General features: G+C 42.7%; 14 protein-coding genes and 4 pseudogenes. 10 read left to right on the plus strand and 8 right to left on the minus strand.

Annotation, left to right across the window (positions count from 1 at the left end):
- Positions 1 to 81: 81 nt before the first annotated feature.
- Positions 82 to 432, plus strand: a pseudogene (locus Xbud_RS07405) (pirin family protein); the annotation flags it as partial.
- Positions 413 to 986, plus strand: a pseudogene (locus Xbud_RS07410) (IS1 family transposase); the annotation flags it as partial. The pseudogenes Xbud_RS07405 and Xbud_RS07410, both read left to right, overlap by 20 nt.
- 201 nt (positions 987 to 1187) lie before the next feature.
- On the opposite strand, the pseudogene Xbud_RS07415 reads toward Xbud_RS07410, so the two are convergent.
- Together Xbud_RS07415 and cspE are read right to left on the minus strand one after the other, a co-directional pair.
- Positions 1188 to 1882: pseudogene (locus Xbud_RS07415) on the minus strand (IS6 family transposase).
- A 147-nt stretch (positions 1883 to 2029) separates the two neighbouring features.
- The gene (gene cspE / locus Xbud_RS07420) at positions 2030 to 2245 is read right to left on the minus strand and encodes a transcription antiterminator/RNA stability regulator CspE (protein ID WP_099135462.1); all 216 of its coding nucleotides are present in this window, start codon (positions 2243 to 2245) and stop codon (positions 2030 to 2032) included.
- A gap of 241 nt (positions 2246 to 2486) precedes the next feature.
- On the opposite strand from cspE, the gene Xbud_RS21305 reads away from it, so the two are divergent.
- Positions 2487 to 2768: a DUF7706 family protein gene (locus Xbud_RS21305; protein WP_422645767.1), complete on the plus strand. Its 282-nt coding sequence runs from the start codon at positions 2487 to 2489 to the stop codon at positions 2766 to 2768.
- Here Xbud_RS21305 and Xbud_RS07425 read toward each other — a convergent pair.
- Positions 2750 to 2971, minus strand: a complete 222-nt coding sequence (locus Xbud_RS07425; RefSeq protein ID WP_099135463.1) for a hypothetical protein — start codon at positions 2969 to 2971, stop codon at positions 2750 to 2752. The two genes, Xbud_RS21305 and Xbud_RS07425, sit on opposite strands and share 19 nt — an antisense overlap.
- A gap of 55 nt (positions 2972 to 3026) precedes the next feature.
- Here Xbud_RS07425 and Xbud_RS07430 point away from each other — a divergent pair.
- Positions 3027 to 3383, plus strand: a pseudogene (locus tag Xbud_RS07430) (transposase); the annotation flags it as partial.
- A 335-nt stretch (positions 3384 to 3718) separates the two neighbouring features.
- On the opposite strand, the gene pckA reads toward Xbud_RS07430, so the two are convergent.
- From pckA to Xbud_RS07450, 4 genes are all read right to left on the minus strand, one after another.
- Positions 3719 to 5338, minus strand: a complete 1620-nt coding sequence (gene pckA / locus Xbud_RS07435; protein WP_099135464.1) for a phosphoenolpyruvate carboxykinase (ATP) — start codon at positions 5336 to 5338, stop codon at positions 3719 to 3721.
- Between the two features lie 208 nt (positions 5339 to 5546).
- Positions 5547 to 6419 carry an Hsp33 family molecular chaperone HslO gene (gene hslO, locus Xbud_RS07440; protein ID WP_099135465.1) on the minus strand — a complete coding sequence of 291 codons (873 nt, stop codon included), beginning with the start codon at positions 6417 to 6419 and terminating at the stop codon, positions 5547 to 5549.
- 81 nt (positions 6420 to 6500) lie between these two features.
- The gene (gene hslR / locus Xbud_RS07445) at positions 6501 to 6923 is read right to left on the minus strand and encodes a ribosome-associated heat shock protein Hsp15 (RefSeq protein ID WP_099135466.1); all 423 of its coding nucleotides are present in this window, start codon (positions 6921 to 6923) and stop codon (positions 6501 to 6503) included.
- Between the two features lie 67 nt (positions 6924 to 6990).
- Positions 6991 to 9096 (minus strand): IgaA/UmoB family intracellular growth attenuator, encoded by a 2106-nt coding sequence (locus Xbud_RS07450; protein ID WP_099135467.1) that lies wholly within the window; start codon positions 9094 to 9096, stop codon positions 6991 to 6993.
- 355 nt (positions 9097 to 9451) lie between these two features.
- Here Xbud_RS07450 and nudE point away from each other — a divergent pair, with 355 nt between their 5' ends.
- Both nudE and Xbud_RS07460 read left to right on the plus strand, forming a co-directional pair.
- Positions 9452 to 10003, plus strand: a complete 552-nt coding sequence (nudE, locus tag Xbud_RS07455) for an ADP compounds hydrolase NudE (protein WP_099135468.1) — start codon at positions 9452 to 9454, stop codon at positions 10001 to 10003.
- Between the two features lie 499 nt (positions 10004 to 10502).
- Positions 10503 to 17663 (plus strand): Tc toxin subunit A-related protein, encoded by a 7161-nt coding sequence (locus Xbud_RS07460; protein WP_099135469.1) that lies wholly within the window; start codon positions 10503 to 10505, stop codon positions 17661 to 17663.
- 120 nt (positions 17664 to 17783) lie between these two features.
- Here Xbud_RS07460 and mrcA read toward each other — a convergent pair whose 3' ends face one another.
- Positions 17784 to 20312 (minus strand): peptidoglycan glycosyltransferase/peptidoglycan DD-transpeptidase MrcA, encoded by a 2529-nt coding sequence (gene mrcA, locus Xbud_RS07465; protein WP_099135470.1) that lies wholly within the window; start codon positions 20310 to 20312, stop codon positions 17784 to 17786.
- Positions 20313 to 20446: 134 nt separating this feature from the next.
- On the opposite strand from mrcA, the gene Xbud_RS07470 reads away from it, so the two are divergent.
- The 4 genes from Xbud_RS07470 to Xbud_RS07485 are packed head-to-tail and all read left to right on the plus strand — an operon-like array spanning position 20447 to position 23518.
- The gene (locus Xbud_RS07470; RefSeq protein WP_099135471.1) at positions 20447 to 21349 is read left to right on the plus strand and encodes a type IV pilus biogenesis protein PilM; all 903 of its coding nucleotides are present in this window, start codon (positions 20447 to 20449) and stop codon (positions 21347 to 21349) included.
- Between the two features lie 12 nt (positions 21350 to 21361).
- Positions 21362 to 21916, plus strand: coding sequence for a PilN domain-containing protein (locus tag Xbud_RS07475; protein WP_099135472.1), 555 nt, complete (start codon positions 21362 to 21364; stop codon positions 21914 to 21916).
- Positions 21906 to 22448 (plus strand): hypothetical protein, encoded by a 543-nt coding sequence (locus Xbud_RS07480; protein WP_099135473.1) that lies wholly within the window; start codon positions 21906 to 21908, stop codon positions 22446 to 22448. Before Xbud_RS07475 ends, Xbud_RS07480 begins: the two co-directional genes overlap by 11 nt.
- Positions 22445 to 23518 carry a secretin N-terminal domain-containing protein gene (locus Xbud_RS07485; protein WP_244589876.1) on the plus strand — a complete coding sequence of 358 codons (1074 nt, stop codon included), beginning with the start codon at positions 22445 to 22447 and terminating at the stop codon, positions 23516 to 23518. Before Xbud_RS07480 ends, Xbud_RS07485 begins: the two co-directional genes overlap by 4 nt.
- Positions 23519 to 23865 lie beyond the last annotated feature (347 nt).

The following is a 23865-nucleotide window of genomic DNA, read 5'->3' on the forward strand; positions in this document are numbered from 1 at the left end:
TGATTCCTCAGATTAAATTTCTCATATTTCATATTTAATTCCTTCAACTAGACTACAAAAAAACACTGAAGGATTTTGAAAATGATTTACCTACGTAAAGCTTCAGGGCGAGGCCACGCCAATCATGGCTGGCTGGATAGCTGGCACACTTTTTCATTTTCTCATTATTATGATGCCAATTTTATGGGTTTCTCAGCCCTAAGAGTCATTAATGAAGATGTGATTGACGCAGGACAAGGGTTTGGTATGCACCCTCATAATGATATGGAAATTCTGACCTATGTACTTTCCGGTACGGTGGAACATCAAGATAGTATGGGAAATCTGGGACAGATATCAGCAGGAGAGTTCCAGATTATGAGCGCGGGTACAGGTATCCGCCATTCTGAATACAACCCACATAATGATAAACCGCTTCACCTATACCGCTTGTCGTCCCGGTACACATAAGCAAATCGTCGATATGACCATGAATGGAAGGGGATGTCGCGCGACAGCGCGTGTCATGGGAACTGGCCTGAATACGGTTCTCCGCCACTTAAAAAACTCAGACCTCAATCGGTAACAAAAGCCATTGTCCCCGGCACCGAAGTCATTGTCTGCGGTGAAATGGATGAACAATGGTCATACGTGAAGTCAAAGAAGCAGCCCCGTTGGCTCTTTTATACCTACGACAGACTCAGACGAAAAGTGATTGCTCACGTTTTTGGCCCAAGAACAAAAAAGACCTTAATGCGTTTGATGGCGTTACTGGCTCCTTTCAACATAGTGGTCTACATGACCGATGGCTGAAAAGCGATGAAAAAACACTGATGGGGAAATTGCATGTGACCAGCAAGCGTTATACACAACGCATAGAGAGACATAACCTGAATCTTCGTCAGCATTTGGCAAGACTGACTCGCAAAACCTTATCTTTTTTAAAATCCGTGGAAATGCATGACAGAGTCATGGGGGATTATTTAAATATTCATCACTATCAATAAATTGGAATCATGACCAAATGTCACCTTTTATTTGAAAGAATAGGGACACAGGTTAATGATTTGAAGCCCAAATATAAAAGGAGGTTGCGGATGAAAAAAGCTTTCTTTTTCTTACTGGATAACTATGCAGATTGGGAAGGAGCCTTTCTGGTTCTGTTGCATTAACAGAGATCTCTCGAGCGAAAGTATCTTGATTTATTTTTATGCGGTCAGTCGATAGAAATAGGCCGCCGGTGAAGTTGGATATTCTGGTTCTTGCAGGTATTGTCCTTTGCGCAACATACAGATCGGTTCAATCCCGGCTAATACGGTCTGAGCCCGCCTGAAATTTTTGAATCCCAGCAGGGGCGTGTTCGCTGTTTGACGTTACGGTGATCTTGTTCAATCAGGTTATTGAGGTATTTATTCTGCCGGATAACAATGATTTCTTCCTTTGGCTTTCCTTTGTTTAATTCGTCCACCGCGACTTTATTGGCACCACTTTTATCAATAGTCACCACGGCAGGCTGCCCATGCTATCGCATCGCCTTTTTAAAGAAACGCAGTGCGGCCTTCTTATCCCGATGAACCGTCAGCAAAAAATCAATTGTATTACCGCCCGAATCCACTGCCCGGTAAAGGTAACTCCATTGTCCTTTGATTTTGATAGAGGTTTCATCCATTCGCCACCGACGCCCAACAGCGGGCTTACTACGCCAGTAGCGTTTAATCATCAATGGAACTAAACGATGAACCCAACGAGAGAGCGTGGAATGATCAACGGCAATCCCACTCTCCGCCATCATTTCTTCCAGATTACGCAGGTTCAGCGCGTAGGCCAGATACCAACGAACACACTGAGCGATGATATCAACAGGATAGTGCAGGCGTTTGAACGTATTTCGGATAAGGGACATCGTCAGTTCACCCAGTAAAAAATGCCATATTATCCAAACAGGGCTTAATGCGACAGAACCATTGAAAATATGCTGACATCCCGTCACTCTGTCCACTCAGGCCAGAGGCCGTCTTCGTTATCGCAGAGGAAAGGATTCAAGGAGATTTTATGCTGTGGGCACAACGTTTGCTGCTGCCGGGCCTTTGGCACCCTTCTCGATGGAGAACTCGACCTTCTGGCCTTCGAACAGAGTGCGGTAGTCGTTACTCTGAACAGCGGAGAAGTGTACGAACACGTCTTTGCTTCCATCAGAAGGGGAGATAAAACCAAAACCCTTATCCGCATTAAACCATTTTACTAACCCAGTCATTTTATCAGACATGTAATATTTCCTTTGATTAAACCTTTTTAGGCAAACATGGTCTGTTTTACAGAAATTACTTAGCGCTTAATGGAGAAACTCAAAAAGAGGGGAATATCTGGGATAACGCCTGAGGATGAGAAATGCTTTAATAAACTGCTTTGTATAAGATCTGTCTTTCAAACCGACGAAGCTATTAACGCATAACCTCGAATATTAAGCAAGTTATATTTTAACCATCTGGCAGGAGAGCATCACTCGTTTGGACATAAATCTGAGTAATGACGAAGCATTGGCTCTCGCTCAATTCGTTAAATGTTTGACCTGGCGTGACATGCGCGAGTGTGCCGTTGAAACGAATAAATGCGAGTCCATTGGATTTCAAACGCGAGCCATTACAACTAGGACTCGCGGGCGCATTGGGACAGCCATTTACGGTTCCGGGTCAGAGCACAACTCCCCGGCAATCATTTCCATCCCCCGCCATATTCATCCAGTGCCGGTCAGTGGCCTCACCGGTCAGGGTCATATAACCACACAGTGACGCCATTCAGCAATGCGGTAAACCTCCTCAAGCAGGCTGTCGATTTGTTCCTTTAAATCAGCCTTATCGGCATAGTAAAAAAATACCCGGTATTCATTACCGTCGAGAACTTCACCCTCAAAATCAATCTCAACCAGAAAAGTGATCTCTTCTCTGACCTTTTTCTTACCGCGGGTGAATTTACTGCCGTTTTCAACTGGCATCCACAAAGTCGCGGACAGGATAAGGGGCGGTTCTGTCAGGGGTTCCCGCTAGTCCTATGAGTACGCTTCTCAACTTCTTATTACCGCAGGGGATAACCCAGAACGTCTCCGTTCAGAATCCAGTTTTGCTGCACTATGTGGGGTAAGTCCAGTACCGGCGTCTTCAGGAAAAAATCAGCGTTACCGTCTCAACCGAGGAGATGATTGTGCAGCGAACAGCGCGCTTCATATCATCGCCATTGACAGGCTACGTACAGATGCTAGGACACAGGAATATGTCGCTAGACGGGTTGGAGAAGGCCATTCAAAACTGGAAGCCATACGTTGCTTAAAACGCTATATATCCAGAGAGATATTTACCTTATTGCGTAACCAGCATCGGCAGATCAACAGCAGGCAAATAACAACTTGACACTGAGAAGGGCATCAATTTAACGGTATTATTCCGTTGAATCATATCCTACTAAAACCAGCAGTACTTATATCAGGTATCACAAGTAAATACATTAGAAGAACTTGTAGGTTTTGAAAAAGAACAGATTAAAAGCATATTCAAATAAGATTCTCTGTCAAATCGAATATTACAAAATGCAAAAAAAATAAGTGAGTTGGGCCTGACATTTCAAGCTTAACTATTATCAGGTAATGCAGTACAGAAAAACGAGGAAATTTTGTTGGTTTCAGTTGTTTCATAATTTGAGGTGAGACCGCAGTCCCACCTTGTTTAATCCAGCTAATCTGAATCTCTTACAACTTTGGCCCTGCTTTTACCAATGCTGCGCCAGCAGCAGTATCTGTATATTTGTCGAAGTTATCAATGAAACGCTGTGCCAAATCTTTGGCTTTCGCATCCCACTCAGATTTATCTGCATACGTGTTACGTGGATCGAGGATCCCCGTATCAACGCCCGGTAATGTTGTTGGTACAGCCAAGTCAAAAATTGGCAATTCAATGGTATCCACATCTTCAATATCGCCACTTAAGATAGCATCGATAATCGCACGAGTATCTTTGATAGAGATTCGTTTGCCAGTGCCATTCCAACCAGTGTTAACCAAATAGGCTTTCGCACCGGATGCCTGCATACGCTTGACCAGCACTTCTGCATACTGAGTCGGGTGTAATGACAGGAATGCCGCACCAAAACATGCAGAGAAAGTCGGCGTTGGTTCTGTTACACCACGCTCTGTTCCCGCCAGTTTTGCTGTAAAACCAGACAGGAAATGATATTGAGTCTGCTCCGGAGTCAGGCAGGAAACAGGAGGCAGTACCCCGAAAGCATCAGCAGTCAGGAAAATGACTTTAGTCGCATGACCTGCTTTTGATACAGGTTTAACAATATTTTCGATATGGTAGATAGGATAAGAAACGCGAGTGTTTTCTGTTTTTGAACCATCATTGAAATCAACAGTGCCATCTGCCAGTACAGTGACGTTTTCCAGTAGAGCATCACGGCGAATGGCGTGATAAATATCGGGTTCAGCTTCTTTCGACAAGTTGATGGTTTTTGCATAGCAGCCACCTTCAAAGTTAAACACGCCGTCGTCATCCCAGCCATGTTCATCATCCCCGATCAATTTACGTTTCGGATCAGTAGAAAGCGTGGTTTTTCCCGTACCAGAAAGGCCGAAGAAAACAGCAACATCACCATCCTCACCCACATTGGCAGAACAGTGCATAGAAGCAATGCCTTTCAGTGGCAACAGGTAGTTCATCATTGAGAACATCCCTTTTTTCATTTCACCACCGTACCAAGTACCGCCGATCAGCTGCATCCGTTCTGTCAGGTTAAAAGCAACAAAGTTTTCAGAATTCAGTCCCTGCTCTTTCCATTGTGGATTGGTACATTTCGCACCGTTCATCACAATAAAGTCAGGAGTAAAATTAATGAGCTCTTCATCAGATGGGCGAATAAACATGTTTTTGACAAAATGAGCCTGCCACGCCACTTCTGTAATAAAACGTATTTTCAGACGAGTATCCGCATTCGCCCCACAGAAGGCATCAACCACAAACAAACGTTTGCCTGAAAGTTGCTGAGTGACTAATCCTTTAAGATGAGACCAAATTTCCTGACTGAGCGGTTTATTATCGTTCTTACCTTTTCCCTGATCGGCCCACCATACCGTATTGCGAGTCACATCATCGCGCACAATATATTTGTCTTTAGGAGAACGCCCTGTGAAGATCCCGGTATCTACTGCGACAGCACCAAGATTGGTCAATGTTCCTTTCTCATATCCTTGTAAAGAGGATTTCGTTTCTTCAGAGAATAACAATTCATAACTTGGGTTATAAATAACTTCGCTAACATCACGAATACCATAAACCACAAGTTCCTGCGCAGTAATGCCTGTAACGCTCATTTATTTATTGCTCCTGATCAGTTAGATTTCATCTCTATCTCTGCCAGAAATAATAAATAAATATGACTAATTAACAGCGATTGTTATCAAAAAATTGAAATTATATTATTCTTTTAGGCTTATATGAGACATAGAACACGGAATAAAAATTTTTAAATAATAAAAAGGGCGCATTTATACGCCCTTTAAAAATAAATCATAAATACAGTTAATGTAACTGTTCTTTTTTCGCTATTTTAATTTCGCTAAGTGCTATCTCTTCAAAAATATAGTGCATACCACAGAATTCACATTCCATGTCAATTTTACCATCTTGATGCAGAATATCTTGCAAATCCGCTTCCGGTAATGTTACCAGAGTATCAGCACAACGTTGGTGAGAGCAGGTGCAACGGAACTCAATCTGTTGAGGTTCATACAGCGTGACATCTTCTTCATGGTAAAGACGATGCAGAATTTCTTTCACATCCAGCGTAAACAACTCTTCGCCTTTGATAGTAGCAGTCAGTTGAACCAGATGGTCAAGTATGTCGTCACTGCCTGCCTGTGCATCCGGCAGGATCTGCAATAAAATGCCACCAGCCGCCATTTTGCCATCCTGCATGCCCGTTCGGATGAACAGACGAGTCGGCAACTGTTCTGACTGTTTGAAGTAAGCATCCAAACATTCAGCCAGAGTCTCTCCTTCCAATGCGACTACACCTTGATAACGCTCACCTTCTGTTGGTGTAACCGTAATGACCATATAACCATTACCAACCATATCACGCAGACGACTTGCAGCACTGACATCACCATCAATGCGCGCAGTACCACGCATTTGCTGTCGGTTATTTCCGTTAATCACCGCCAGCTTAACAGGCCCATCACCTTGAATTTGTACTGTGATATCCCCGTTGAATTTCAATGTAGCAGTCAACAGACTGGTGGCGACCAACAACTCACCCAACAATTGCTGTACAGGTTGGGGGAAATGGTGATTCTCCAGCATTCGCTGGTAAGTCTCACTTACGGAAACAAGTTCTCCCCTGACAGAATGGCTTTCAAATAAAAAGCGGTGTAATTGGTCATGTTTAATCATAAATCTCTCTCATTTCACTGAGACGGTTATACCCTTCATCTTTCAAGTTGCCTCTTTGTTGGCTGCGAAGCAACTCGAAATCTATTGGGTATCTCCCGACTCATTAAATTTTGTATTCTTGAATTTAATCAGGGTACGCCGTTCTTTCTTATCTGGACGGCGATCAGGATGTGGCATCGTCAACGCATTCATTTTACGGGCCAAAGCTGTCTTTTCCCGCTTAATGATGCTTTCTGCCGTTTCCTGATAAAGTTGTTGAGCTTCTGTGGCACTGCGCCTTTGGCCACTCAATGCCAAAACTGTTACTGTTTTTTCATCATTGCCCTGACGCAATTTAATTGCTGCGTTCAACTCAACCAGTTTACTCGGTTTACTCCGCTGCCCATTATAGTGGACTTTTCCTCCATCAATCATTTCACGCGCGATGGAACGGGTCTTGTAAAAACGGGCAGCCCACAGCCATTTATCAAGGCGAACAGCTTGATCATTGTCTGAATTAGGCATGATTGTTTCTCTCTGATTAAAGCTGGCTAAAAACAGATTCAGGGTAACATAGCCCGCGTGAATATCACTAATTCATCGGCGGTTGTTTCAGTTTGAAACAATTGTCATAGTACTGTTTGATCCGTACAAGACGCTGACTGTTTTTTTGTTTTTTCTTAATGACCAATATGCTATTAACAATTAATGTCGCCATAATTACTGCCAAAAAGAGGCAGCTTCCCAGATAACGAAGCAGCGTTATAGAATCAGGTTCACTATGTAACATGATATGACGAGTACCGTTTGCATCTTCAGATAAACCCGTCACAATACCTTCGGTTTCAAATGGAATATGCGTCAATACATTCGCCAGCCGTAGCAATTCACCCCATTGTTGCAAAGCGGTGTATTCATAAAAAATGATCGGCGCAAGCGGATATTCAACCAGTGGACGGTCTTCATCACTAATCAGCAAAATACCTCCCGGTGGAGGGCTGTTCAGGAGAATACTCACTTTATCAATTTCCCGGTAAATAAATGAGGCGGTAGTGACATCGACAAGTTTTCCCAATGCATCTGCACTCACAGAGCGCAGTAACACTTTGGTTCCATTCAATGTCCCTTTTTCTGCCTGATACAAAATCTCATCCCAATTTTTGCCATTACCCAGATTAACCAGAGCATTTTTCAGACGATTACAGTCCACTTCCTTCTGACAAAGTGCCTGAGTATTCAAAATGATTTGAGAAAAATTATCGAGTAATATCATTCCCGATTTAGCAATCACTTCATTCAGACTGGAATTAGATTTCCGGCTATTTTCCAATGGGCGTAATTGCTCATTAACCGTTGTGAGCAATGCTGATGCTTTATTAATAATTTCTGATTCCGGCCTGGGAAATGAGCTGCCATTATTCCAATAGATACCAAAACAGTTAAATGGAGCAAAAGAGAGTCCATTCTGACCGGGAAAAGTATCCAACATAGGTGGCATGTAACACATTCCTGTGCCTTTAACTCTCAGTACATCCCCTTCCCGGAGTGGCATATTTAGCAGTTCATTGACGCTGGTAATAACCTTGGTATTACTGCCATGCAGCCATGCAAAACTCAGCCGCATAGATAAACTGGCCGGTTGGTAAAAGTACAGTAATAACATAGCTAAAACAGAAAATACCACCAACATCTGGTTCTTTCGATAACGCTGGTAAGGATAGTGTTTCTCCTCCTCATGCAACGAGAGATAACGTCCCTGTCGCACAACATGGCAGCTGGAGTACATATCCACATCGGTATTTTGATCAAGTTCATGAGCAAGGTACGGCTCCCAGTGAGCGGGATAAATCAGGTCAATTCCACCCAATGAGATATTTTTTTTGTGTTCTGGCTCAAACTCGCTGAAAACACCCCAGCGTTTCAGTATCCCGCTAAAGCAATTTACATTCAACAGATTACGTGAAGATGGCCACCTGAAAAGTGGCCAAAAACTGGCAAATATAAGCAGAACAGAAATGAATATTAGCCACGGCAATAGAGGTATAGGCACAAAAAGAGCCAGAAACCATAAGGAGAGCCCCATGCACATCAGAAGCCCTTCCTGAATACCTGTTGAGTGGCGCAGACGATACTCTTCCGGCGTTTCCTTACGCATATACAACAAATTGGCATTCGAATTACCGTTCTTCTGAATTGAAGCGTGTTCCGTTTTCTTAAAATTTGGAGTGTTCAGATCCTGCTGATAATCAGTAAGACAGTGACCATTCACTGCAATAACGAGTGGTATCGAAGAAGTTTGAACAATGTCTACCGTATTCCGCTGATTAACGAACGGTTCAAGCATTGCAGGAAAATGTATTTCCGTTTCATCAATATAATAGCGCCAATGCTGCGCTTCTTCTGAAGCGGCGGAAAAACGGGTTATGGTATGGCTAATGGTATAAACCGTATCATTTCTGATCGGCAATGCCGGACAGCCGGACATATAGCTCCTGTCTGACTTCATTTTGGGCAGGATATTTTTCAGATAAGACTCAATAGCTTGAGATTCATCCGCACTTAGCTTGCGGCTAGCTGCTTTAGCCATCAATGACAAGTAACGCGCGTTATCAGAACGCCTCCATCTGAAAGTCAGAAAGGAAGCCATTATAGTCAGGCTAACGATAAAAATAGCCAATATAATGACTAGTGAGCTCATTTTTTCTCCACGCCCATAAAGCAATACAGAGGCTGACAAAATAACAATCTAAAGAATTACTCAGAATCAGGTTATTCCTATTCTCGCTTCCTATTTTTAATTTTATTTACAAAATGTTATATAAATTTTCTCACACCCACTCGTAAAAGGAAGCTTTTTTGTGCAAGAGTAAGATAGTAACAAAAATACATACAAGCGATAATCCCTATCATTTACTAGCATAATCGGCCATATTAAAGCAAAGTTTGGATTCACATCCAATGTCACCACAAAAATTGTATTTCCCAAGCGCCATGAGCTGATTGGATGGATTATTTTTCAATTGACTAATGCGCAACAACCGCCAGGGGCAAGCATGATTGATCTGAAAAAGCCTAAAATATTGAATATAAGTGATATTGCCCATTCTCGTCTATTCAACATCCAGTCCGTTGATCTTGAATTCAGTAATGGTGCCAGACGTATTTACGAGCGCATGAAGCCCACTAATCATGAAGCAGTCCTCATCATTCCGGTGATTGGTGATGAGTTACTCCTGATACGTGAGTACGCCGTTGGTATTGAGCAATATGAGTTAGGTTTTCCCAAAGGAACGATTGATGTGGGGGAAAGTATCCTTGAAGCCGCCAACCGTGAGTTAAAGGAAGAAGTAGGATTAGGAGCAAAAAAGCTTGAACTACTGACAAAACTGACTATGGCTCCTTCTTATTTTTCCAGCAAAATGAACATTGTCATTGCGCAAGATCTCTATCCCGAAAATCTGGAAGGAGATGAACCAGAACCTCTGGTGCAGGTTTGCTGGCCAATAACGGATATGATGTCACTATTGGAACATCCCGATTTTAACGAAGCCAGAAACATCAGCGCCTTATTTTTTGCACAACGATATTTGAATGAAAAACGTTAAGACTACGCTTACAGCAGGTATGTTGCTTCGCGGCAACAAGGGAACAAATCCCCAGGAACATAGAAAAATTTAATGATGTAGCAAGATTATGAAAGGGCATTGAAGATCGTGATCTTTAATGCCCATTTCTTATGACTATATAAAATTATTAAACACCATCACCCAATATACATTAAAAAAACCTTTAACTTTATTAAAAATAATAAATAAACATATTTATTATATTTTTGAAATTAATACACATAATCTTAATAACCTCCTATAAAAACACACCTTTTCCCTTTATGAGAAATAATATGGAAAACCCCGTTGAAATAAAATAACTTTTTAAGAAATGATCAGATCTGCAATATATTTTAGGCTGGATAGAGTTCAGTAACAGGCCATAGTGTAACCGCTCAACAGATACAAAAACATAACTGAATGTTATGAAAAATGTTCTGAAAAATAGGAGTGCAGTTCTCTTTTAACTTAATTTCTATTTCAAAGGTAATCATGTATGGCAAATAATATAGAGTCACGGATTAGCTATAAAACACTCTTTAACGATAATCAGGATATTTATTGTTTTCCGGGGTTACCCGAAGCCAATGACGGCCCTTTAGCCTATCTGGTCGATTTGTACCAGCAGGTTCAAATGTTTGAAAAAAATGCAGACAAAAAGAGTACCCATCTTCTCACCCAACGCCGGCCTGATATCGAAAAGTTATTGCTTGATAATACTAATATAAATCAAACCAGTAGCTTACTACCGCTTATCATTGAAGTCCTCGCTGAAAAAGTCAAAACTCATATAAATAACAATCAACCTTTGTCTCATTCACTGGCTGATATTCATTACCCTCTTTCGTTGCCGTTTCACTTTCCACTAAAGCAAACAACAACAGTTTTGGCCGAGAAAGAGATCCCATTACTGGATTTGATCCAACAGGCTGATAGCAAGTATCCCAATTTTATTGACGACAATCTGAGTACTGACTCGTTGCAAACAGCAATGATGATAAGCAGCTCTTTGGCACCAAAACTTCAGGCTTTGCTGTTGGAAAAATCACAAAGCAGCCAAAAAGATTTCTTTGATAAATATTACGGTATCAAAGGCGATATTGCCGAAGCAGTAGAGTCTCTGGAGCGTCTCACGGTATTTACTCAACAAACCGGGCTGAGCTCCCAAGAAGCAGAATTACTATTTGCTGTCAATGGGATATCAGAAGAGAGCACAACACACAGTATCGTTACCTATTCCAGTAATGTCGCTAAACCAGCCAATGCGGATAAACAATTTCCGTCCGGTGCCAACTATGCAGCGTCATATATCAATGCAGGTAAAGCACCCGCTCTCTATCTGGAAAAAACGAAAGATAAAGATACCGCACAAGATGTTATTCGGATTAAAGGCGTCAGTAATGATAACTTTGACCGTATCCAGCGTTTTCTGCATATCCAGAAGGCACTGAAACTCACATATGAACAACTGGATCTATTGTTAGCAACAGCAAGTAAGGCCGAAAAACAGACTGAGTTTTTTATCACGGAAGCAACACTGCGTACTTTGGGTGTATTTCTGCATTTTCAACAAGAATATAACGCCACCGCAGAACAATTTGCCGCCTTTATTGGTCATATAACCCCTTATACTCTTGAAAATAAGCGCTCTTTCTTTGATCGTCTGTTCAACGCGCCGGGCTTATCACAACAAGCTTCTGCTTCCTCTGTACTGGTTCTGGATAACCAGGAATTTGATCCTGCGGCTACCGAAGGGACAGATGCGTTGACAGTTAATCAATTGTGCAAAGGGCTGAATATTGATGACGCCACTTGCCAGATATTGATTTCTTTCGTCATGCAGGCACAAAAACTTAGCAAGCCCAAACGCTCACTGGATGTTGTTTCTGCTCTCTATCGTCTGGTTGCGTTGTCTCGCTTGCTACGTATGTCAGTTAAAGAAGGTTTGGGGCTGTTATTATTATTGAACCGTGATAATCCAAACTATCTGCAACAACTGGCAGGTATTCCGGTATTGGATAAAGATGCTAAGGTCATTGATATCCTGGATGTGCTTATTGCTGTCATGAATGCCACACAGTGGATTAAACGCCATAACTTATCCCCTCTCTCCCTTAACCTGTTACTGACACCTTATCAGTCTGTTAGCAATATTACCGCTGATATTGAAAATATTGATTGGCTCAAAAAAGTCAGATCGGTTATCCCCAGTGCAAGCGATGCTTTACTGACCGAAGACAAAATTGCCTCAGCCATGCAGGGCTTTCAGGCGAAAAACACATCGGTTATTTGGATGACAGCCCTTACCAAATTAGTAGATGCAAAACTCGGTATTGTTCTGGACAATGTTATTTCAACCGATGACGGTACAGAAAAGGCTCTGTTCAATGAAGTGAATAAAATCCTCAAAGATCTGGCTCAAGAGGAAGCATGGAAACAACAAGGTGATATCTGGACACAAAACCTAATAACGTTACTTATTAATGCGTTTATTGCCCAACAAGATCTCGTTGTTAATGCTATCAACCATGTCTTTTACATTGATAATACGCTTTCCCTACCACTATTACGGTGGACAAACAACAAGCAAGCCGATTTTCTGCGTAATACCATTGCCCTGATTCGCCTTTCAGGTGATCAACAGCAAAAAACTAAAGCTATTGCTGCATGGTACGATCTCAGCCGTTATTCCGCGATTTGCAACATATTCAAGCTGACAGAAAAAAGTATAGAGGCTCTGATTGACCATCCTGACTGGTTTAAGCTTCAAAAAGATGGCAAGCTTCGCCCCCTTGATTTAACTTTCCTCCATCGCCTGAGCCGCTATAGTGATTGGTTGAACTTATTACCTGAAAATAAAACTGAAGACGATGTCATTTACTATCTGCTTCAGGCCAACCAAATCGGACAAAACCCTCCTGTCACAAATGCCTGGACAGCAGAGCTGGCTGCGACCAATCTGGCTGAGTTGATTGGCTGGTCAGATAAAGAAATTCTGCGGATAACCCAATATTTTGACCATAAAGTGGCTCAAAATGTTGTTGGGGTCAGTAACGTGATTCGGCTTAAGACATTGGCAGAAAAAAGTGAAATTTCTGTCCAGCCATTATTAGATGTCGCCAAACTAACAACAACGTCTAACTATGATCATTGGCATCAGGTCAGTAGTGCTTTGTTTGCTGCTATTAATCCCGAAGACCAATCCAAACCAGAAGGTTTACTCAATGAACTCTGGCGTGATGCACTGGTAGACTATCTCTTGCGGCGCTGGGCACCTTCCGATGACTCTTTGTCGGATATCACCACCCTTGAAGATCTTTCAAACTATTTCCTGACTGATATACAGGTTGCCGCAGAAGTGGATACCAGCCGGGTAGCCTTCTGTATTGCCAGCTTGCAGCGCTATCTCTTCCGCCTCTTTTCTCATCTGGAACTGGGTTATGATGCTCTACCCGTCACTGATGAAGGGGTTGAATACTGGAATCGTTACCTGAGCCAATATAGCCACTGGCAAGTTTGGCAGAAACAAAGAAACTTCCCGGAAAACTTTATCGATCCGACACGCAGGCTGCGTAAAACCCGTGCTTTTGCCGACTTGGAAAACGATTTAGGCCAGTCTCGTTTAAATAACGATATGCTCCAAACAGCGATTTTGCGTTATCTGACCGAATTTGAACGAATTAGCAATCTTCAACTCATCAGCGGCTATATCGACGGAACTGATCCTACAAGCGATCGCTATCATTTTATTGGCAAAAACAACTCCGAACCTGTGGAATATTACTGGCGAACTCTTGATATCAGCATGCGTGATAGCAACAACGTTATCAGTCCGCTGGCTTGGGGTGAGTGGGAGAAAATCACGCTATCATTATCAGGTACTTTACTGGCAATCCGGCCTATTGTTATTTCAGGCCGCCAATATGCCATCTGGGTTGAGCGTGAAGCCACTCCATTGATGGGAGCAGATCAAAAACCAACGGATTACCGTGCCATCAATGTGAAATTTACCTTCAAGCAAAGCAATGGGGAATGGAGTGCACCCAATGAGTTATTCCGTCTGGATGGTACTGATGCCAACGGTGAATATCCAACCAAAAACGGTGAACGGATCCCTGATAAAGAAAACCATTACTTGAAGGATGAAAAATACAAGCCAGCGCTGATCGCAATGGTGGATGTACAACGTGAAGAGGATCCCTGGATGGGCGTCCTATTGTACGACACCAAAGAAGAAAACAGCAGTCAGTGGGGAAAAAATAAAGATTATTATCTTGAGTTACGCGATTTATTATTAGTAGATAAAAAAACGCTTGATGACGAGAAAAAGCTTGTTGAAACGTGGTACAAACTCTTCAAAAATCCCGATACTCTACAACATCATTATGCTGGTACGGATAAGTTTGTAACCATCAAAGAAACTGATACAAAAACCGGCCATGAATTGGGAAGACTTAAGCCAATTAAATCCCCTATTTTGACCTTGGACGTTAAGCTGGACAAAACAAAAACCAAGCTTCTGCTAACGGGCAAAAATACGTTAATCAAACGTAATATCCAGAATCAAGCAACATCAGTTGACCCCAACAAGCTTCCCAGCAAAGATCTTCAGTGGATAATCAATACTGATGATATTCATATTGAGGTCAAAATACCAGCCAGCGATACAGGCCTCAAGACGTTTAATTTTGAATGGAAAGGGCAAGATGCACCAACAGATGTATTCACCATAAGCTATGATAAAACAAAACTTTTCCAGTTATTACCCAATGAGTGGAAAAAGAATAAAATCACTAAAAGCTGTGATCTTTCATGGGTTAATGGGGAAACATTCCAGCGGAGTACGCAATGGGATAAAGGAGATAATAAAAAGCTATCTATCTCAATCGGAGGAAACAATACGTCTATAGATAGTACACAATATACTACCCAAAGCAGGGGAGATTACGCTGACTCTCTCTTGATCCTTACTACATATCCAAAGGAAAAATCCCTCTACAGCAAAGAAGCAAAACTGAATGGTCAAGCTTCAACGGGAGAAATCGAGTTTCCTATTAATCCCAATATCAATAAGTACTTATTCAATTTGGCGACAATTTTGATACCGAACCTTCAGGATAAAAACTCAACTGTACTGTTTATTGAAAATATATACGAAGTTAATCTTGAAGAAAGTGATAAGATCCCATCCATTACACTGCAACGAAATAAACAGCAGGCACAATATCTCGATATCAAAACACTGGATTTCAACTCTACTGCCATTAGATTAAACACACTATTTGGCAAGCAACTAGTTTCACGGGCAACCCAATCCATAGAGCGCGTACTGGCGTGGGATACTCAATCCTTGCCAGAACCTGCATTGGATGACAAAACGTCACCGACCAAAGTCGATTTTAACGGTGCCAATGGACAATATTTCTGGGAATTGTTCTTCCATCTTCCCTATTTGGTCTCTGCCCGACTCGGTGAAGAGCAGCGCTTCTATGATTCCCGTCGTTGGTTTATCAACTATCTGTTTGACCCTTATGGGGGCATTCGGATGTGGAATTCTCGTCCGATCATTGAAAGTGGTAGTAACCTGCCACCATCGGTCAGAAATGCCGACCCGGATACTGTCGCCTACAGCCAACCTATTTATTATCAGAAGTCACTATTCCATTCTCTGATCAAACTTTGGATACAGGAAGGTGATAATCTTTACCGAAAACTAACCAGAGACAGCCTCAACGAAGCTGGTTTATGTTACCAACAAGCTCTGCAACTACTTGGTACATTACCTAAAGGTCTGGATGCAACCCGCTGGCATCCCGTTACTCTCGACAAGATTAAAACTACCTTTAAGCCCAATGTTCGGGCTGTTGATAGTTTATTTGTATCACCTTTCAATACCCAACTGATCGAACTCCAGAGAACGCTGGAAAATCGACTCTATAACCTGCGTCATGGGCTGACATTAGATGGAAAAGTCCTCCCTCTGCCACTTTATGCCAGTGCAGCAGATGCAGATAGTCTGATGCAGAGAAATGCTAGTTACGTCACCAATGCACTCAGTAATATGCAGCAGCAGGTTCCTCCGTATCGTTTTCCCATCATGTTAAAACGCGCCAGTGAAGCCGTGAAACAGCTCACTGAAATGGGACACCGATTACTTCAAGCCATTGAAAGCGAAGTCAATGCAGAGCAAGAAGTATTGGAACAATCACAAGTGATTAGATTGTCTGAATTTGCTATTGAACTGCAACAAGAAGCTGTTCAGATGGCCCAAATGGGGAAAGCGACACTGGAAGAAAGCAAAAATATGGCTCAGGAAAGATATGAGCATTATCACAATTTATATGAAGAAAACCTCTCTTCTTTAGAAATTTCCTCCATCAGTATGAAAACTGCATCAGAAGTTGCCAAACTGGCTGCGGCGCCCTTCTACGTTACCGGCGCTGCACTGGAGGTTGTGCCCAACATTTTTGGCATGGCGATGGGGGGAGCTAAATACTCAGCGCCAGTCACCACAGCGGCAATTATTGCACAACTTACGGCTGAAACCCTAGAGATCGCCGCCGAAAGGCTACAGGATGGCGCAGATTATCAACGCCGTCGCCAGGATTGGGAAATTGAGTACAAACAGGCACAAAGCGAAATCAATATTATTGAGATGCAATTGAAAGAGCAGGACTTGCTGATCAAGAGTGCCCAGATTGCCCTGCGGGAAGCTCAGACACAACAATCTGTTGCTCGTGAATTGTACGAGTTTATGACCACTGGCTTCCTGATCGTACCAACTTACCAATGGTTGATGGGACGTCTCGCTGCCTTGTATGCTCCGGCTTATGACGCGGTTCTTTCCATGTGTCTGACGGCAGAAAGTAGCTGGCGTTATGAGGTCGGGGACTATAAGCGTCAGAGCTTTATCAAAACTACAGCATGGAATGATTCTTATCGTGGTTTGCTGGCAGGGGAATCATTGCAGTTGGATCTGCTGCAAATGGAAAATGCGTGGTTACAACGCAATGAACGTCGTCTGAATATCAAGAAAACTGTCTCGCTGAATTCATTACTGACAAATAACGAATTGAAAAAACAGATCGATAAAAAACAATCCATCAGCTTTACGCTGGATTCCATGCTGTTTGATGAAAATTACCCCGGACATTATCTGCGCCAGATTAAACGGATCTCCGTGTCAATCTCGTTGGAGACACTGAATCTTGGCTCTGTGATGTCATCGGAGATTAGTGCTATTCTGACGCAAACCAGCAGCTCCACGTTAACTAGCCCAGATATAGACGGTGTAAATTGGCTCTATGATCCAAGCAGAAAATTAGGTAACAACAAAAATGTCGTTAATAATCTGCGTGCTCAACAGCAAATCGCCCTCTCTTCCTTAACTGAAGATGATGGCAGTGTAGCTAAAGAGAATTGGCTGTATACCCTGATGTTTGATGATGACCGTTACCTGCCGTTCGAAGGCACAGGAGCTATTTCCACTTGGACACTGGAGTTCCCAGATCAGAGCGTGATCGATGACATATTTTATTTCCCGGCCATTGTATCTGTGTGGCGGTTAAAAGATATCAACATTCATATTCACTATACCGCCGTGGATGGTGGCAAACCATTCGCCAAAGCCGTAAAAGATAAAATGGATGAATCGTAGTTGCTCAGTGGATATCTGGTAATAATTATTTGATAAAATTAATAATTAAAGGCTCCGTCAGTTATCTGACAGAGCCTTTTTATCTCTATTTACTACCTAACATGCTGGTATGTAAAACAATCAGAACAGTTCGTGGCTCTCGCCATTCTCTGTCACTGTCGTTCCCGCCTCTGGTACGGCATATTCCGTCGGCTGCGTACCTTCAATAAAATATTCCTTACGGGTATTTGCTCCACCATTGGAGAGCTTGCCTGTCGCCCGATCAATTGTGACAGACACAATACCTTCTGGCGGTTCCATCACTTTTTCCACAACGCCTTCCAATGTCATTTTCATGAAATCATCCCAAATTGGCTGCGCCGTTTTCGCTCCACCTTCCCCTTTCAGAGCGGGTGTGCGCCCCAGACTTTTACTGTGCTCATCGAAACCAATCCAGACCGTCGCAACCATATCTGGCCCATAACCTGAGAACCACGCATCTTTCGAGCTGTTGGTTGTCCCGGTTTTGCCACCAATATCACGGCGCTTCAAATCACGAGCAGCACGCCAGCCTGTTCCCATCCAGCCCGGTTCACCAAAGATATTGGTTTTCAGAGCGTCATGGATCAGAAACGCCAACGGTGTGCTGATAACATGCGGAGCATACTGCTGATCATCGGTATGCACATTAGGCACTACACTTTCCAGATCCGGCTGCGGTAAAGCAGGTTCGGCGGAAAGATTGGAATGGGCTACGTTTTCAATCGAATCTTCGGATAATTCAATGGAACGGGCGGTATCACCATAGATCACAGGAATATCGGTACACTGCGGACAAGCAATCTTCGGTTTCGTTTCAAACAGAATTTTTCCTTCATCATTCTCAATTTTGTTAATGAAATAAGGATCGACCAGATAACCGCCATTCGCCATCACTGCATAACCACGCACTAATTGCATTGGCGTGAAAGAAGGAGACCCCAATGCCAACGACTCTGTGCGGACAACATTTTCACCTGGCAAACCAAAGCGTTTCAGGTAATCAGCGGCATAATCAACGCCCATTGCACGCATGGCACGCACCATCACTACGTTCTTGGATTGCCCCAATCCCTGACGCAGACGAATCGGGCCATCATAGGTTGAGGGAGAATTTTTCGGACGCCAGTCAGTACCCGCGCCTGCATCCCAACGACTAATAGGTGCATCGTTAAGCAACGATGCCAGTGTCAGACCTTTATCCATCGCTGCGGTATACAGGAATGGTTTGATATTGGAGCCAACCTGACGCAACGATTGAGTTACACGGTTAAATTTACTCAATTCAAAATTAAATCCACCGACCAATGCTTCTATCGCACCATTCATCGGGTTGATGGAAACCAGCGCAGCATTAACTTCCGGCAATTGAGCCAGCCACCAGATATTATTGACTTTTCTGACCCAAATCTGTTCACCTGCCCGAATCACTTCATTAACACTTTGCGGTGCAGGCCCTTGCAAATTGTCAGTCTTGAATCGACGTGCCCAGCGAACGCCTGTCATAGTCAGTTCAACTTTACTGCCATCCGTCAAAATAACTTCAGCCTGAGTTGCGTTGGCTCTCGTCACGACGGCAGGCAATAAAGGGTCATATTTCTGCAAAGTTTTCAGTTTATCGATAATCTGAGACTGGCTCCATGCCGGTTGGCCAACTTTCCATAACACTTCCTGAGCACCGCGATAACCATGACGGACATCATAGTCAATCACATTGGTACGAACAGCATCAACAGCCGCTAGCTGAGGTTTGCGTGTAATCGTGGTATAGACCTTATAGCCATCCGTATAAGCATTTTCACCATAGCGGTTAATCATTTCCTGCCTTACCATTTCAGTCAGGTAAGGAGCAGAGAAAACAATCTGCGGAGTGTGGTAACGGGCAATTAATTTCTCACTTCTTGCCTGATAATATTGCTGCTGAGTGATGTATCCCTCCTCCAGCATACGCCCCAATACCACATTGCGGCGATTAAGCGCCCGCTCATGAGAATAGAGTGGATTAAAGGTAGAAGGCGCTTTCGGTAATCCGGCAATCATCGCCATTTCACCCAAAGTCAATTCATTAACGTTCTTGCCAAAATAGACATGTGCTGCGGCACCGACACCATAAGCACGATAACCAAGGTAGATTTTGTTGAGATATAGCTCAAGAATTTCATTCTTGGTTAACAGTTGCTCGACCTTAATCGCCAGAAACGCTTCTTTAGCCTTACGTATTAAAGTCTTTTCCGGACTGAGGAAAAAGTTTCTCGCAAGTTGCTGAGTAATGGTACTTGCCCCTTGAGAAGCATGACCAGAAGTCATCACAACTGAGACCGCACGAATAATACCTATTGGATCAACACCGTGGTGTTCATAAAAACGACTATCTTCCGTGGCAATAAAGGCTTTCACCATTAAAGGAGGTATTTCGGACAAGGTCAGCGGCAAACGACGTTTTTCACCATATTGGGCAATCAGTTCGCCATCAGCACTGAACACCTGCATTGGTGTCTGTAATCGGACATCCTTTAAAGTCGCGACATCTGGCAACTGTGGCTCGATATATTTGTACAAACCCAAAATCGAGGCGGTTCCCAATAAAATGCAAACAACGACAAGGATCAAAAAATACTTTATGAACTTCACCTGAAATTTCTCACGCCATGTTAATGAGGCAATTTATAAACGATTAGTACGTAGTATAAAGGCTATACAACACAATGAATATGTCCTTTCATTAATAACAATTTGTCACTAATCACTGATAAGGAGATCACGATATGTACCTATCAAGATGGTATATCGGATTGGATATCCATGAACATTACATTCGGGCAATCGCGGCTATTAAACGTCGCAATGGCTGGCAACTCCGTCATTGCTGGCAATACTCTTTATTTAACGAGATACCGTTATTTAATGAAATACCATTATTACAAGACACATCACACGGCACTGTCTCAGGAGGGTGGTTACAGCACCCTGAAAAATTACAGTACATTTTAATGCAATGGCGTCAAATATTACCTAACAAGATTAAATTAAGGCTGGCACTGCCTGTTCAGCAAACCTTACAGAAACAGATCGCTTTGCCTCACCACATCTCATTACAGGAGCCGGAACTCGGATGGTTTATTCACGCCAATGCTGAAAAGCAATTTCCTGTCACTGATCTTGCCCTGGATTATCGAGTTCATGGTCAGCAAATCTGCATCAGTGCAACCCGACAAAAAGATCTCAACTTCTGGATTGAACTACTCGCAGACATCGGTTTATTCCCTGATGCCATCGATATTGCGCCCTGTGCATTACGTTATACAGCAGGATCTGCCGGCATTCCCAATGACAGTTGGTTGATCCATAAACGGATAACTGACTGGCTGTGGGTCGCTCCAGCTAATCTCCCTTTTAATTATGGATTGATCTCAACCCAGTCTCATCCATTTCTGGCACAAGTTATTAACCAGTTACCCATTACAACAGAAAGTAAAAACCACACCATTTATTACAGTGACGAACAATCTACTGATATCAATAAAGAAAAACAGCAAACCGTACCCAAAGAACCCGTTCATATCTGGCATATGCTGGCAGCATTTCGCCATTATCAGCCTCCGTTACCGACACAAACAGATGCTTTCATTATCGCCGCCGGGCTGGCTCTCAGACCGGATGATCAATGACTTGGATGACCAATGATGTATCAGGTTAATTTCTTACCCTGGCGTCAGGCAAAGCTTAAACGCCAATACCGGAAATGGGGATTGTTTCTTGTCCTGCAATTGATTCTATGGGGGGCTTTTTTCGTATTTACCTCAATACAACAACAGCAGAAAATCGAACAATCTCACGATCAATTTGCCCAAAATAGCCAGCAACTTGAGCAATTAAAACAAATTATCAGTGAAACAGAACAAGCGGCTCATCATCACCATCAGTTGACCCAACAGTTAAGGAAAAAACAGATATTCATGGAACAGAATCAACGATATTTACAGCTATTTCGCCAACTTCCTCATTTATTACCGGAGAAAAGCTGGCTTACTGCTTTCAGCGATGACACCGGACAATTAGTTTTTGCAGCCAACAGCCAAAGTTATGAGGATGTCTCCAACTTACTGGATAACCTGACGGGTAATACTTCACTTATCAATGTCCAGTTGAAAAAAATGACCACCACATCTGAGGATTACCTCAAGGTATTCACCATTGATGCAGACTGGTTAATAGGAGACAGAAATGAGAAATAATTATCTTGTGTGGTTATTTCGCCCCATATGGCAGTTATTTTTATTGCAGCAATTGGTGATCGTTCCTCTTATATTGGGCTGCTATTTTTTTGTCTGGCAACAGAGTGAAGATGTCATTCATTCCCTTCAGGTTAAACTGACAGAACAAAAAAATGGTCTTGCCTTATCTCAAAACCAATTTTCCGCATTACCTAATCTGACTGAGCTCCACCAACAGATCCAGAAAATAACAGTCAAGCTCAGCCAGAACGGTCATATCTCATCGCCGCTAAAAACTACCGTCCTTAAACGGCTCCACCAGCCTTTGGTCAATTCCGGGAGTCAACTCATGGAATGGAAGAGCATCAAGGAAGGCGATCAGGTTTTATGGCATATCATACTGTCACTGACCTATGAGCAATTACTCCGTTTCATCAATGAGATTCAGCAATTACAACCTATCTTGCTGATAAAACATCTCACAATCACACCTGCCGATAATAGTCTGACTGTCCGTATGGTGCTGAAAGATATCGGCTATGAGGAAAAATGATGAATCGTCGTGCTTTCGCTTTACTGGCCTTCCTGCTCCTGACTTTTTTCTGTTCCGCCGAAGAAATAGAACCGGAAGAAACAACTTATTCAATGACAGTGAGAGACCCTTTTCAGCCGCCAAAAAATAACGTAGATGAAGAAGTTCAGTCCTTCCCGACAGCTCAAGAAGAACAAGAAATAGAATATCAGGTTATTCCTCTGCAATACGCCGATGCCGGACAAATAACAGAGCAATTACAAAAAAACACGCCTGCTTTACTGACAAAATGGGGAAAAGTCGAACATGATAACTTAACGAATAGTTTGATATTAGAAGATAAGTTTGATGCTATCACTCGTATCAAAAACTGGCTGAAAGAAGTGGATACACCACAACAGCAAGTGCAAATCACAGCTCATATTGTTACGAGCAGCAGAGAAGCACTGCATGAGCTGGGTATTCATTGGGGTATCACCGCCGATCCACAAAATCGCTCACTCGGCCTCAACCGCTTGAATCTGCATCAACCCGCAGGAAATCAAAGCCATCGATTGGTACTGAACACTGCCCGCATCCATGCAAACCTGTTAGAAATGGAACTCAGTGCTCTGGAGCAAGAAAATCAACTGGATATCATCGCCAGTCCACGTCTGACCGCTTCACATCAACAACCTGCCAGTATCAAACAGGGTTCTGATATCCCTTATCTCGTTCAGAACAAAAACAAAACAACGATTCAATTTAAGGAGGCAGTATTAGGCATGGAAGTAATTCCACACATTTTAAGACAAGGAAAAATCCGGTTAATGCTGAAAATCAGCCAGAATGCGCCCGGCCTTCCTATTAATCAGGGAGGGAATGAAAATCTGGCTATCGATAAACAGGAAATTATGACACAAGTCACCGTCAGAAGTGGTGAAACCCTCATTCTGGGTGGAATTTTTCAACAGAAAAAAGGAGCCAGCACACAAAAGGTTCCTTACTTATCAGACATTCCTCTACTAGGATCATTATTTAGCCAACAAGGAGAACGACATAGTCGAAGAGAGCTCGTAATTTTTATCACACCTCAACTGGACGATATTTAATCAAATGAAAATATACGCATATTTATCAGTCGGTTGATAAAGATCTCTGTACTTTTTTTTCCATATTGCTGGTTATTTTTCTTGGTCTGACCTGTTTATGGATTTGACGCTGAGAGTAATTTAGCATACAAGGTTTACCTAATTGAGTGAGCAGATTTCTCATCACCAGTAAGAGCCTACCGGAATATGCATAGGTAGGGTCATAATCAGCCGGAAAAAGCATGAACCTAATTTCACGGGTTCGTGCAGATTTATATAGTTGCAATATAGGCTGATGTGTTGAGATAATTTTTCTATCTGATCTCACATTCTCACTCATGAGGTTTCAGTTTAGGTCCCGCGGCTAA

This window comes from Xenorhabdus budapestensis (genome assembly GCF_002632465.1).
Classification (GTDB): domain Bacteria; phylum Pseudomonadota; class Gammaproteobacteria; order Enterobacterales; family Enterobacteriaceae; genus Xenorhabdus; species Xenorhabdus budapestensis.